Genomic DNA, 11,742 nt, shown 5'->3' with positions numbered 1-11,742 from the left:
GACCATGAACGAACTCGTCTCCGCCGTACCCTGGCTGGGCAAGCGCAACCCGATGGCAGCGCGCTGGCTCATCATCATCCTCGCCCTCGCGGCGCCGATCATCGCCTGGCAGTTCGGCCGCAGCTGGGTGCGCATCCTCGACTTCGCGCTGCTGTACATGATGCTGGCGCTGGGCCTGAACCTGGTGGTGGGCTTCGCCGGCCTGCTCGACCTGGGCTACATCGCCTTCTATGCGGTGGGCGCCTACACCTTCGCCTTCCTCGCCTCGCCGCACTTCGACGTGCATCTGCCGTTCTGGATCGTTCTGCCACTGGGCGCGGCCTTCGCCGCACTGGCGGGCATCATGCTGGGCTTTCCGGTATTGCGATTACGCGGGGACTACCTGGCGATCGTGACATTGGGCTTCGGCGAGATCATCCGCATCTTCATGCTGAACCTGAACTACCCGGTCAACATCACCAACGGGCCGCAGGGCATCAACATGATCGACCCGATCAACCTGTTCGGCTGGGATCTGTCGCGCAACCTGCAGGTCACCGAGACTTTCTCGATCAACTCGCTGTTCCTGTACTACTACTTCTTCCTGCTGTGCGTGGCGGGCTCGATCCTGTTCATCCAGCGCCTGCAGATCTCGCGCGTCGGCCGTGCCTGGGCGGCGATGCGCGACGACGAGCTGGCGGCCAAGGCGATCGGCATCAACACGCGCAACATGAAGCTGCTGGCGTTCTCGCTCGGCGCCACCTTCGGCGGCGTGGCCGGGGCGCTGTTCGGCGCCTTCCAGGGCTTCGTCAGCCCCGAGAGCTTCAGCCTGATGGAATCCATCGCGGTGCTGACGATGGTGGTGTTCGGCGGCATGGGCAACATCGCCGGCGCCATCGTCGGCGCCTTCGTGCTGGCGCTGCTGCCCGAAATCCTGCGCGACGTCGCCGTGCCGCTGCAGCAGACGCTGTTCGGCACCGTGATCCTCGACCCCGAGGTGCTGCGCATGCTGCTGCTATCGCTGGCGATGATCCTGATGATGCTCCTGCGCCCCTCGGGCATGATCCCGGCCCGCGCACGCTACGCCCACGCCGAGAACATGAAGCGGGAGGGCGCGCAGTGATCACCCTGCTCGAAGCCCGCAACATCGGCAAGCGCTTCGGCGGCCTGCAGGCGCTGACCGACGTGTCGCTGACCATCCGCAAGGGCGAGGTCTACGGCCTCATCGGCCCCAACGGCGCCGGCAAGACCACCTTCTTCAACGTGCTGACCGGCGCCTACACGCCGGACGGCGGCGAATTCGTCTTCAACGGCAGCGAACTGCCCGCCGGCAAGCCGCACAAGATCGTCGGCCGCGGCATCGCCCGCACTTTCCAGAACATCCGCCTGTTCCGCGACCTGACCGCACTCGAGAACGTCATGGCCGGCCACCACGTCCGCACCAAGGCGGGCGTGTGGGGCATCCTGACGCAGAACCGCTTCACCTGCGAGGAAGAGCGCCTGACCACGCAGCGCGCCTACGAGCTGCTCGACTACGTCGGCATCGGCCGCTTTGCCGAGGTGGTGTCGAAGAACCTGTCCTACGGCGACCAGCGCCGGCTGGAGATCGCCCGCGCGCTGGCCACCGAGCCGCAACTGCTGGCGCTGGACGAGCCCGCCGCCGGCATGAACGCCACCGAAACCGCGCAGCTCAAGCTGCTGATCGAGCAGATCCGCCACGACGGCATCACCGTGATGCTGATCGAGCACGACGTGAAGCTCGTCATGGGCCTGTGCGACCGCGTCGCGGTGCTGGACTTCGGCAAGAAGATCGCCGAGGACGTCCCTGCCGTGGTGCAGAAGAACGAAGCGGTCATCGCCGCCTACCTGGGCGGAGGCAAGCATGCACACTAATCCCAGCTCCCCGCTGCTGCAGTTGCAGAACCTGCAGATTTCCTACGGCGGCATCCAGGCCGTGAAGGGCATCGACCTCGACCTGTGGGCCGGCGAACTCGTCTGCCTGATCGGCGCCAACGGCGCCGGCAAGACCACCACGCTGAACGCCATCGCCGGCGTGCTGCCAATCGCCGGCGGCAGCATCCTGTACCAGGGGGACAAGGTCAATGCGGTGCCGGCGCACAAGCGCCTGCGCCGCGGCGTGGCGCTGGTGCCGGAAGGACGCGGCATCTTCACCCGCCTGACGGTGGAAGAGAACCTGCGCATGGGCGCCTACACGCGCAAGGACAAGGCCGGCATCGAGGCCGACCTGGAGCGCGTCTACACCATGCTGCCGCGCGTCAAGGAGCGCCTGCACCAGGTTGCCGGCACCTTGTCGGGCGGCGAGCAGCAGATGGTCGCCATCGGCCGCGCGCTGTTGTCGCGCCCCAGGCTGCTGCTGCTGGACGAGCCCTCGATGGGGCTGGCACCGCTGGTGGTGGAGAAGATCTTCGAGGTCGTGCAGTCGGTGGCCCGCGACGGCGTCACCATCCTGCTGGTCGAGCAGAATGCCAATCTGGCGCTGGAATTCGCCCAGCGCGGCTACGTCATGGAGTCCGGCAAGATCACCCTCACCGGCTCCGGCGGCGACCTGCTCGCCAACCCCAAGGTGCGCGAAGCCTACCTGGGCGAAGTCGCCTGAAGCCGGGGCGCCGATGCGTCGCCGGCCGCGGCGCATCGGTTGCCTTCATGCATTCGTTGTTCAGAATATAATCCTGCGCTTCAGGAGAACGACGCATGAAGCACATCACCCCCAAGGCGGCCCATGCCTTCCTGCAGGCAAACCCGGAGGCGCTGCTGATCGACGTCCGCAGCGAAATCGAGTACCTGTTCGTCGGACACCCGGTCGGCGCGATCCACGTGTCGTGGAACGACGGCCCGGAATGGGAGGTGAACCCGTGTTTCGTCGGTGAAGTCCGCAAGCTGGCCGGCAACGGCCGCCAGCGCCCCATCCTGCTGATCTGCCGCTCGGGCAACCGCTCGGAAGCCGCCGGCCACGCCTTGCTCGAAGCCGGCTTCGAGGACGTCTACAACGTGCAGTACGGCTTCGAGGGCGAACTCGACGAAAACCATCACCGCAACTCGATGAGCGGCTGACGTTTCGACGGCCTGCCGTGGGAGCAGTGCTGAGGCGCGGTGGCGGCAGTTGAGCCTGGCCAACCGGGACTGCCGGCTCAGCGCCCGTCGAGGCCGCGGCGGTACTGGATCGCCTCGGCCACCTGCGCCGTGCCCGGCTGCGCGGCGCCCGCCATGTCCGCCAGCGTGCGCGCCACGCGCAGGATGCGGTGGTAGGCACGCGCCGACAAATCGAGCTGGTTCATCGCCTGCCGCAGCAACGCGGCCCCTGCCGCATCCGGCACGCAGAAGCGCTCGACGCCGCTGCTGTCGAGGCGGGCATTGACCATGCCCTGGCGCCCCACCTGTACCGCCCTCGCCTGCTCGACCCGCGCCCGCACCTCGGCCGACGAAGGCGCGGGCGCCGCCGAAACGAGCTCGTCGTGCTCCAGCACGGGCACCTCCACCACCAGATCGATGCGGTCGAGCAAGGGCCCCGACAAGCGCCCGCGATAGCGCGCAATCTGCTCCGGCGAGCACCGGCAAGGCTTGCGCGGATGGCCCAGGTAGCCGCAAGGGCAAGGGTTCATCGCCGCCACCAGTTGAAAACGCGCGGGGAACTCCGCCCTGCGCCGCGCCCGCGACACGCTGACGCTGCCGGTTTCCAACGGTTCACGCAGGGATTCGAGCACGCGCCGGTCGAATTCGGGAAGCTCGTCCAGGAACAGCACGCCATTGTGGGCCAGCGATATCTCGCCCGGCCGCGGCGTCGCGCCGCCGCCCACCAACGCCGCGGCCGATGCCGAATGATGCGGCCCCCTGAACGGCCTTTGCGCCCAGCGCGCGGCATCGAAGCGCCCTTCCAGCGAACACACCGCCGCCGTCTCCAGGGCCTCCGCCTCGGACATCGGCGGCAGCAGGCCGGGCAGGCGCTGCGCCAGCATCGACTTGCCCGTGCCGGGCGGCCCGAACAGCAGCAGCGAATGCGCACCGGCCGCCGCCACCTCCAGCGCGCGGCGCGCCTGCAATTGCCCGCGCACCTCGGCCAGATCCGGCCCGCTGGCAAGGCCTGCCGACAGGACGCCGGCGGGCTGCGGCACAAGGGCGGTGTGGCCGTTGAGATGGGCCGCCACCACGCACAGGCTGGCCGCCGGCAGCACCGTCGTCCCGCGCGCCAGCGCTGCCTCGGGCGCATTGTCCGGCGCGACCACCAGGGCACGTCCTGCGCGCCCGGCGGCCAGCGCCACGGCCAGCACGCCACGCACCGCGCGCAATTCGCCATTCAGCGACAGTTCGCCGCAGAACTCCAGGCCGTCGAGCAGCTTGCCGGCGATCTGGCCCGACGCGACGAGGATGCCGACCGCGATCGCCAGATCGAAGCGCCCGCCTTCCTTCGGCAAATCTGCCGGGGCGAGGTTGACGGTAATGCGCCGCTGCGGGAACTCGAACTGCGAGGTCTGCAGCGCGGCACGCACACGGTCGCGCGCCTCGCGCACCTCGGTATCAGGCAGGCCGACAAGGCTGAAGGCGGGAAGGCCGTTGGCAAGATGCACCTCGACCGTGACCTCGGGCGCATCGAGGCCGTCGAGCGCGCGGCTGCGCACGAGCGCTAGGGACATGCAGTTCTCCGGACTGGGCGGATCGCCAGTCTAGCGGGAACGCGTCGATGACAAAAGACTAACCGGGCATCATTCCGTGGATGATGCCCGGGTGCGAAGCTCAGGCCGGCTTGTCGCCCTCGCCGGCGCGTGCGCGTTCCAGTTCGGCGACGCGGGCTTCGAGTTCGGCGAGCTTCTGCCGGGCATGCGCCAGGACTTCGCGCTGGACTTCGAATTCCTCGCGCGTGACCAGGTCGAGTTTGCCGAAGGCGCTGCCGAGCATGGCCTTGACGTTCTTTTCGATATCGCGGGCGGGGCTGTTGGCTGCCAGTTCGGAGAGCTTGGCGCCGATTTCGTCGAGAAAGCGCGGAGTAGACATGGGTGTAAACGATGGCCGGTTGCGAATGGCGAAAGTCTAGCACGCTCGCCGGAGCCCTCTGGCATCGGCCGATGCGCCGCCCTCTCCTGGATGCACCAGCCTGGTGCGCCGCGACCCAGTTTCGTGCGCCATTGTATTGCGCAGCGCAGCAAAAACGCCGCCGGACACGCCTGTCACAAGCCTGAAACACGCATGGCCGCTGACATTCTCGGCACTGGCACGGGGCCTGCTAATGCTTGCTCGTCGGAAACCCTCATCCCTGTCAGGAGAACAACCATGCACAAGACGCTTCTCGCCTGCGCCCTCGCCGCCGCGCTTCCCATTGCCGGTGCGGCACACGCCGAAGAGAGCCCCTTCTCGGCCAACGTGGGCATCGTGTCGGACTACGCTTATCGCGGCATCAGCCAGACCGATGAGCGCCCGGCGCTGCAGGGCGGCTTCGACTATGCCCACCCGAGCGGCTTCTACGCCGGCGTGTGGGCAACGAACGTGTCCTGGATCAACGATGCCGAGGTCAGCAAGTCGTCGGGCAACAGCCTGGAAATCGACGTCTACGCCGGCTACGGCGGCGAGCTTGGCCCGATCGGCTACGACATCGGCCTGCTGCAGTACTACTACCCCGGCAGCTACGGCGCGGTGTGGAAGGCCGAAACCGGCATGACCAAGCCGAACACGCTGGAAGGCTACATCGGCCTGTCGTGGGAATTCCTGTCCTTCAAATACTCCTACGCCTTCACCGACCTGTTCGGCCTGCGTGACTCGGACGGCAGCCAGTACTACGACGTCGGCGCCGAGTTCGAGATCGGCGCCGGCTTCAAGCTCGATCTGCACTACGGCTACAACGACATCAAGGGCGGCGACGACTACGACGACTGGAAGCTCGGCGTCACCAAGGAATTCGGCGGCTTCGACTTCGGCCTGCACTACGTCGACTCCGACATCAACGGCTCAGACCTCGCGGAAGAGCGCGTGATCCTGTCGGTCGGCAAGTCCTTCTGATCCGCCAGCCTGCTGAACTGGAGAAAACAATGAAATTCATCGCTGCCATCATCAAGCCCTTCAAGCTCGACGAAGTGCGCGAAGCCCTGTCCGCCATCGGCGTGCAAGGCATCACCGTCACCGAGGTCAAGGGCTTCGGCCGCCAGAAGGGCCACACCGAGCTCTACCGCGGCGCCGAGTACGTCGTCGACTTCCTGCCCAAGGTCAAGATCGAAGCCGCCGTGTCCGACGACATTCTCGACCAGGCCATCGAGGCCATCGAAAAGGCCGCCGCCACCGGCAAGATCGGCGACGGCAAGATCTTCGTCTTCGAACTGGAACAGGTCATCCGCATCCGCACCGGCGAAACCGGCCCGGACGCGCTGTAAGGGAGCACACGCAAATGAAAAAGCTATTCGCACTTCTGCCGGCCGTCCTCGCCGCCGGCAGCGCCTTCGCCCAGGACGCCGCCGCTGACGCGGCCTCGGCGCTCAGCGCCGGCGACACGGCCTGGATGCTGACCTCGACGATGCTCGTCATCCTGATGATCATCCCCGGCCTGGCGCTGTTCTACGGCGGCCTGGGCCGCGCCAAGAACATGCTGTCGGTGCTGATGCAGGTGTTCGTGATCTTCTCGGTGATCACCATCCTGTGGGCGATCTACGGCTACAGCCTCGCCTTCGGCGGCGAAGGCACCTTCTACGGCGACTTCAGCAAGCTGTTCCTGAACGGCATCACGCCCGACACCATGTCCGCCGCGCTGAGCACCATTCCAGAATACGTGTTCGTCGCCTTCCAGTCCACCTTCGCTGCCATCACCTGCGCGCTGATCGTCGGCGCCTTCGCCGAGCGCATCAAGTTCTCCGCGGTGATGATCTTCAGCGTGCTGTGGTTCACCTTCAGCTACGTCCCGGTGGCCCACATGGTGTGGGGCGGCGGCCTGCTCGCCCAGGACGGCGCGCTCGACTTCGCCGGCGGCACCGTGGTGCACATCAACGCCGCCGTGGCCGGCCTGGTGGGCGCCTACATGGTGGGCAAGCGCATCGGCTTCGGCCGCGAATCGATGGCGCCGCACAGCCTGACCCTGACCATGGTCGGCGCCTCGCTGCTGTGGGTGGGCTGGTTCGGCTTCAACGCCGGCTCGGCGGGCGCCGCCAACGGTATCGCCGGCCTCGCCTTCATCAACACCATCCTCGCCACCGGCGCGGCAACCGTATCGTGGATCAGCGGCGAAGCGCTGCTCAAGGGCAAGCCCTCGATGCTGGGCGCCGCCTCGGGCGCGGTCGCGGGCCTGGTCGCCGTGACGCCGGCCGCCGGCTTCATCGGCCCGATGGGCTCCATCGTCCTCGGCCTCATCGCCGGCCTCGCCTGCCTGTGGGGCGTGGGCGGCCTGAAGCGCCTGCTGCGCGTGGATGACGCCTTCGACGTGTTCGGCGTGCATGGCATCGGCGGCATCATCGGCGCCATCCTCACCGGGGTGCTCGCGGCACCGAGCCTGGGCGGCACCGGCGGCGAAGACTTCTCCATCGCCTCCCAGGTGTGGATCCAGACCTACGGCGTGATCATCACCATCATCTGGAGCGGCGTCGTCTCACTGGTCGCCTACAAACTCATCGACGTGCTGGTCGGCCTGCGCGTGTCGGAAGAGGAAGAGCGCGAAGGCCTCGACATCAGCGCCCACGGTGAATCGGCCTACCGCATGTAACACCCACCGTCGTCACCCGCGAAGCCGGTCCTTCCCCGGCTTCGGATTCCAGCGGCGCCCTGCGAGGGCGCCGTTTTTTTGGTGCGCCCGGCAGGGGGCACCAAAAAAGTTCTCGTGTCAAGTCTTTCGTGAAAATCACGGAAGGCTTGAAACCGTATGTGGGACAGTAGGTTAGCTCTTTTCGAGGCCGTGTTGCGGGGCTGCGGCGTTGTGGGCTAGGTGCCACATAAGAGCGTCGGGAGAGAAAGCCGGATCGCACTTAGTCGTGCTGGATTGCCGAGAGGTAGCGGGCTTGTGCCGTCATCATAGCCTAGTCGGCCGCAGCCCCCCCCCAGAACCAAGAACGCGCAGCTTCGGGCTGCGCGTTCGAGGGATGGCCGCCAACGGAAGCCCGTCTCGTCAGCTTGGCTTGGGCGGCGCAGCTTTGCCCGCACCGCCCTTCCTGAATCCCCGATCCCCGGCCATAAAGGCGTCGAGCATATGCGGGATCAGCGTTGCCGCATCAACGGCCTCGCCATACGCCTGCGCGTGCAGCGCGGCATAGCGTTCCAAGTCGGCTTTCAGGCCGGCCGGGCATGAGAACGTGACCTTGACGCTTTCGGTCTTGGGCAGCGGCCCGAGCCGCAGCTTGCGCGTCGTGCTCATCGTGAAGTCCCCCTGTTGAAGAACAGCGGCTGGTAGGGCCGCAGCACCAGATCACGATTGACAATGATCCGCACCGGCAAGCCGGGCCGGCTGGTCAGCGTCGGTTGGACGTTGAGATTTCGGCGGGTCATCTCCTGCCCGACCTGGTTGATGCTGTCCTGTGCGCTGTCGCGCCCGGCGATGATGACGCGATCACCGTCCTGGCGGTTCTCCGGGGCGGCCAGTTCGGCGCCGATGTCCAGCAGCGTCGTCAATGCCGCGCCGGCAAAGACACGATCCCAATGCCAGTCCACATCGTCTTCCAGACCGGCATAGCCGGCCGGGTCGGTGCCGGCCAGGTTGTCGAGCGTGAGCGATGACGTGTCCGGCAGGACGATCCGGTTCCACACCACCTGCACACGGCTCTGCCCATAGCTCACCTGGCTGTTGTATTTGCCCAGGATGCGCGAACCCTGCGGGATCAGCAGGAAATCGCCGGTAGCGGTGTCATAGACCGGCTCCGTCACCGTGGCGATCACGTCGCCCGGCAAGTCCGACTTGATGCCCGTCACCAGCGCCCCAGCGAGCACGGTTCCGGCCATGACCTGATACGGCGAAGCCGGCAGGGTCAGATTGCCGGAATTGCGGGTTTCCGTAGAGCCTGCTCTCAGGAACGCCTCTTTCTGGTCTTGCCGGTTCTGCACGGCGGTCGGGTCGGCCGGCTGGGCCGCCGTCGAGGCCGGCCCGGCGGCCATCGGGTCGAATGCCGCATTGGCGGCGAAGCCCGGCGCAGCAGCCACCTGCGATTGCGCCACCGGCGCGGCCGCCTGCGCACCCGAACGGAAGAACACGGACGAGGCCGCGGCCGCTTCGGCTTCCTTGCGCAGTGCGTCGTTCGGGTCATAGCCGGGGGCCGCGTAGGCGGCCGTCACCGGCTGCTGCGACTTGACGATGGCCGGGCCAAGGTCGCCCGGCAGCGGCGGCCCCAGTTCGGGAACCGCGGGCGGCAGCTTGGAGTAATCCGCCGGCAGCGCATCCAGCCCTTCGGACTTCGACACGCGATCGACGTTGTAAAGCTCGGACTGTTCGCCCGCACCGCGCCGCTGCGGTTGCAACGACCACATCAGCGCGCCGAGCACGGCGACCGACAGGCCGCCGGCGAGGATAGCCAACGTGCGCCGGTTCAGGCGCGTGACCGGGCGCGGCTGCGCGCGCAGCGCCACCGCCTCGGGCGCAATCTTGTCCGCCGGCTGCGGCGCGACGAGGTCGGGAGTGTCGTCCTGGCTCATGGTCAGTTCCTCCCACTCCTTGATATGACGCCATCGGTGCGTTCGATCCGCACCACGTCACCGCCATCGCCGCCCAGGCGCAGTTCGGCCGCGCCGAACAGTCGATCCACGATGTAGTACGGCGAGCGGAAGCGGTAATTCACCAGTTGCCCGTCGCCCTGCGCACCGATCACGAACAACGGCGGCAGCTCGCCTTGCGCGATGCCTGGCGGAAACTGGATATAGACCTTCTCGCCATCGTCGAAGGCGCGCAGCGGTTTCCACGGCGGATTGCTGCCGCTGACCGCGTAGCGGAAGCGGATCTTCTCCAGCGACAGCCCGGTATCGACCGGCGCGGCGGCGCTGGCCGCCTGCGCCTGGCGCTGCAAGGCCAGCATCCGATCTTTCGGGTAGTCCCAGGACACTGACGCCATCCATGCCTTCTCGGTCGAAGTCAGCTCCAGCAAGTACGTTCGGCGGCTGGTGGTGATGACCAGATTGGTTTTCAGGCCCGAGCGGATGGGTTTCACCAGCACATTGACACGCAGCGCGTCGCCGCTGCCGCTGGACGTGTCGCCGACAATCCAGCGCACGGTATCGCCAGCGGCGACCGTCACCAGTTCCTCGCCGGGCTGCAAGGAAACCACGGTCACGCGCCCCGGTGCGGCATAGACTTGGTAGAGCGCGCCATCGGTGAAGGGCCACACTTGAATCGCGTTGACGTAACCCTCGCGGGTCGGCGCGATGCGCGCCTCGGCGTTCGCACGCGAAACGCGCACCTTCTCGTCGGCCGGCTCCGGCGCGGCCGGGGCCGCGTCCACTTCGGGCAGCGGCTTCAACTGTGCGGGCAGCGCCAGCGGTTCGGGCACCGCCACAACCTCGATGGGCTTGGGCGGTTCGGGCAGCGGCTGCGCCTGCACCGGCTCATCGAGTGAGATGGTCGGCGGCGGCTTGCCCTGCGTGGCGCAGCCTGACAGGGCTGCAAGCGTCAGCACGAAAGCGTAAAAGCGGAAAGGCAGGTTCATGGCTTGGCTCCTTCGGAAGAATCCAGTTCGCGGCTCCACGCCAAGCCATTGACGTAGATGCCCAGGGGATTGCGGCGCAGGCGTTCTTCGGTGCGCGGGGTTTGCAGGACGATGGACACCACGGCCGTCCACCGCTCCAGCCCGGCGGCCGCGCCATTGACGTAGCGGCGTTCCGTCCAGCGCACGTTGAACGACGTATCGCTGGCGCGGACGACGCTGGTGATCTGCACCGTCACCGACTCCTTGCCGATGCGCGCGAAGGGATCGTTCACCCGCGCGTAGTCGTTGAGCGCGGCCGCGCCCTTGTCGGTGGTGTAGTCGTAGGCGTCGAGCCAGTTCTGCCGCACGACGATGGGATCGACGGACAGCGAGCGCACCATCGTCACGAAGCGCGCCAGGTGGTGCGCGATCTGCGCATCGCCTGGCCGGTACGGCGTGGCGGCTTCGCCCACGGCGCGCACTTGGCCAGCCTCATTCACTTCGATGACATAGGGCGTCACGATGGACTGCGCCGAACGCCACACCAGGCCGCCGGCCATCAATAGCGCAAGCGTGAGGCAGCCGAAGGCCATCAGCCGCCAGTTCTTAGCTTGCACGCGGGCCGAGCCGATGCGGTCGTCCCACACCTGCGCGGCAGATTGGTACGGGGTGGCAGGCTGCGGCGTATCGGCATAGCGCACCTGCGGGCGTTTGAATCGCATGGGTGTTCTCCTTGAAGGTTAGGTATCGGAATCCCGCAGGCTCGGGCCTTGCCCGGAGCCGCCACCGTCGCCACCGCGAAGCGTGTGGGCGGCGGTGGTCGCGGCATGGGTGATTTGCTGGCGGCGGTGCATCCGCTTGGCCCAGGCGGGTTGTTCCTGCTTGGGCGAGCCGGCGGCACCTTCTGCTGTTTCGCCAGCAGCGGCCTGGCCTGCACCAGCAGCGCCAGCGCCTGTGCCGTTCCAGCCGGCGCGGAAGGAATCGGCCACCTTCTGCCCGGCAGCGGAAGCGCCAGACGCGGCGCGACGGCCTGCGGCCTGTGCCCCAGTCTTGGCGACATTGCCCAGGCCCGCCGCCGCCCCCTTGGCCCCGCCGCCCGCAAAGGCGGAACCGGCCTGGAACGCCGACCGTGCGCTACCGGCCGCCGAGGTCGCAGCACGCGCGCCCGCGCCGGCCA

13 protein-coding genes and 1 pseudogene are annotated in these 11,742 nt (G+C 67.4%); 7 read left to right on the top strand and 7 right to left on the bottom strand.

The genetic code is table 11. The features are described 5' to 3' along the window. Positions 1-4 precede the first annotated feature (4 nt). The 4 genes from C666_RS09665 to C666_RS09650 all read left to right on the top strand — a co-directional run bounded on the left by C666_RS09665 (position 5) and on the right by C666_RS09650 (position 3,051). A complete protein-coding gene (locus tag C666_RS09665) occupies positions 5-1,102 on the top strand; it encodes an ABC transporter permease subunit (RefSeq protein ID WP_004337688.1) in 1,098 nt (365 codons plus the stop codon). Beyond that, positions 1,099-1,872, top strand: a complete 774-nt coding sequence (locus C666_RS09660) for an ABC transporter ATP-binding protein (RefSeq protein ID WP_004337687.1) — start codon at positions 1,099-1,101, stop codon at positions 1,870-1,872. Before C666_RS09665 ends, C666_RS09660 begins: the two co-directional genes overlap by 4 nt. Continuing rightward, positions 1,862-2,596, top strand: coding sequence for an ABC transporter ATP-binding protein (locus C666_RS09655; RefSeq protein ID WP_004337686.1), 735 nt, complete (start codon positions 1,862-1,864; stop codon positions 2,594-2,596). The genes C666_RS09660 and C666_RS09655 overlap by 11 nt, the downstream gene beginning before the upstream one ends. A 95-nt stretch (positions 2,597-2,691) precedes the next feature. Next, a complete protein-coding gene (locus tag C666_RS09650) occupies positions 2,692-3,051 on the top strand; it encodes a rhodanese-like domain-containing protein (RefSeq protein WP_004337677.1) in 360 nt (119 codons plus the stop codon). A 77-nt stretch (positions 3,052-3,128) separates the two neighbouring features. Here the strand turns inward: C666_RS09650 and C666_RS09645 are convergent, their stop codons facing one another. After that, positions 3,129-4,628 (bottom strand): YifB family Mg chelatase-like AAA ATPase, encoded by a 1,500-nt coding sequence (locus C666_RS09645; RefSeq protein ID WP_004337676.1) that lies wholly within the window; start codon positions 4,626-4,628, stop codon positions 3,129-3,131. 100 nt (positions 4,629-4,728) lie between these two features. Next, on the bottom strand, positions 4,729-4,986 hold the full coding sequence (locus tag C666_RS09640) for an accessory factor UbiK family protein (RefSeq protein ID WP_004337675.1): 258 nt from the start codon (positions 4,984-4,986) through the stop codon (positions 4,729-4,731). A 276-nt stretch (positions 4,987-5,262) separates the two neighbouring features. Between C666_RS09640 and C666_RS09635 the strand changes: the two genes are divergently transcribed. From C666_RS09635 to C666_RS09625, 3 genes are read left to right on the top strand one after another with little or no spacing between them, the layout of a single operon-like run. Next, a complete protein-coding gene (locus C666_RS09635) occupies positions 5,263-5,985 on the top strand; it encodes a TorF family putative porin (protein ID WP_004337674.1) in 723 nt (240 codons plus the stop codon). Positions 5,986-6,014: 29 nt separating this feature from the next. Beyond that, entirely contained in the window at positions 6,015-6,353 is a 339-nt protein-coding gene (glnK, locus tag C666_RS09630; RefSeq protein WP_004337673.1) for a P-II family nitrogen regulator, read from the top strand. 14 nt (positions 6,354-6,367) lie between these two features. Then, a complete protein-coding gene (locus tag C666_RS09625; protein ID WP_004337671.1) occupies positions 6,368-7,669 on the top strand; it encodes an ammonium transporter in 1,302 nt (433 codons plus the stop codon). A 399-nt stretch (positions 7,670-8,068) separates the two neighbouring features. On the opposite strand, the gene C666_RS09620 is transcribed toward C666_RS09625, so the two are convergent. The 5 genes and pseudogenes from C666_RS09620 to C666_RS09600 all read right to left on the bottom strand — a co-directional run. Continuing rightward, entirely contained in the window at positions 8,069-8,314 is a 246-nt protein-coding gene (locus C666_RS09620; RefSeq protein ID WP_004337670.1) for a DUF2274 domain-containing protein, read from the bottom strand. Continuing rightward, positions 8,311-9,582: a TraB/TrbI/VirB10 family type IV secretion system protein gene (locus C666_RS09615; protein ID WP_004337668.1), complete on the bottom strand. Its 1,272-nt coding sequence runs from the start codon at positions 9,580-9,582 to the stop codon at positions 8,311-8,313. Before C666_RS09615 ends, C666_RS09620 begins: the two co-directional genes overlap by 4 nt. Before the next feature lie 2 nt (positions 9,583-9,584). Next, positions 9,585-10,586 carry a P-type conjugative transfer protein TrbG gene (gene trbG, locus C666_RS09610; protein WP_004337666.1) on the bottom strand — a complete coding sequence of 334 codons (1,002 nt, stop codon included), beginning with the start codon at positions 10,584-10,586 and terminating at the stop codon, positions 9,585-9,587. Continuing rightward, positions 10,583-11,287 carry a conjugal transfer protein TrbF gene (trbF, locus tag C666_RS09605; RefSeq protein WP_004337665.1) on the bottom strand — a complete coding sequence of 235 codons (705 nt, stop codon included), beginning with the start codon at positions 11,285-11,287 and terminating at the stop codon, positions 10,583-10,585. The genes trbG and trbF overlap by 4 nt, the downstream gene beginning before the upstream one ends. A gap of 18 nt (positions 11,288-11,305) precedes the next feature. Further along, positions 11,306-11,742 (bottom strand): annotated as a pseudogene (locus C666_RS09600) (hypothetical protein); the annotation flags it as partial.

Source organism: Thauera linaloolentis 47Lol = DSM 12138 (genome assembly GCF_000310205.1).
Taxonomy (GTDB): Bacteria; Pseudomonadota; Gammaproteobacteria; order Burkholderiales; family Rhodocyclaceae; genus Thauera; species Thauera linaloolentis.
Note: the sequence above shows the minus strand (reverse complement) of the source record. Positions and strands in the feature narration are given on the sequence as shown.

Excerpts from the sequence above, each read along its gene's own strand:
- C666_RS09640 (WP_004337675.1), bottom strand. The coding sequence starts at position 4,986 with ATGTCTACTCCGCGCTTTCTCGACGAAATCGGCGCCAAGCTCTCCGAA.
- C666_RS09625 (WP_004337671.1), top strand. The coding sequence starts at position 6,368 with ATGAAAAAGCTATTCGCACTTCTGCCGGCCGTCCTCGCCGCCGGCAGC.
- C666_RS09645 (WP_004337676.1), bottom strand. The coding sequence starts at position 4,628 with ATGTCCCTAGCGCTCGTGCGCAGCCGCGCGCTCGACGGCCTCGATGCG.
- trbG (WP_004337666.1), bottom strand. The coding sequence starts at position 10,586 with ATGAACCTGCCTTTCCGCTTTTACGCTTTCGTGCTGACGCTTGCAGCC.
- trbF (WP_004337665.1), bottom strand. The coding sequence starts at position 11,287 with ATGCGATTCAAACGCCCGCAGGTGCGCTATGCCGATACGCCGCAGCCT.
- glnK (WP_004337673.1), top strand. The coding sequence starts at position 6,015 with ATGAAATTCATCGCTGCCATCATCAAGCCCTTCAAGCTCGACGAAGTG.
- C666_RS09620 (WP_004337670.1), bottom strand. The coding sequence starts at position 8,314 with ATGAGCACGACGCGCAAGCTGCGGCTCGGGCCGCTGCCCAAGACCGAA.
- C666_RS09665 (WP_004337688.1), top strand. The coding sequence starts at position 5 with ATGAACGAACTCGTCTCCGCCGTACCCTGGCTGGGCAAGCGCAACCCG.
- C666_RS09615 (WP_004337668.1), bottom strand. The coding sequence starts at position 9,582 with ATGAGCCAGGACGACACTCCCGACCTCGTCGCGCCGCAGCCGGCGGAC.
- C666_RS09635 (WP_004337674.1), top strand. The coding sequence starts at position 5,263 with ATGCACAAGACGCTTCTCGCCTGCGCCCTCGCCGCCGCGCTTCCCATT.
- C666_RS09650 (WP_004337677.1), top strand. The coding sequence starts at position 2,692 with ATGAAGCACATCACCCCCAAGGCGGCCCATGCCTTCCTGCAGGCAAAC.
- C666_RS09655 (WP_004337686.1), top strand. The coding sequence starts at position 1,862 with ATGCACACTAATCCCAGCTCCCCGCTGCTGCAGTTGCAGAACCTGCAG.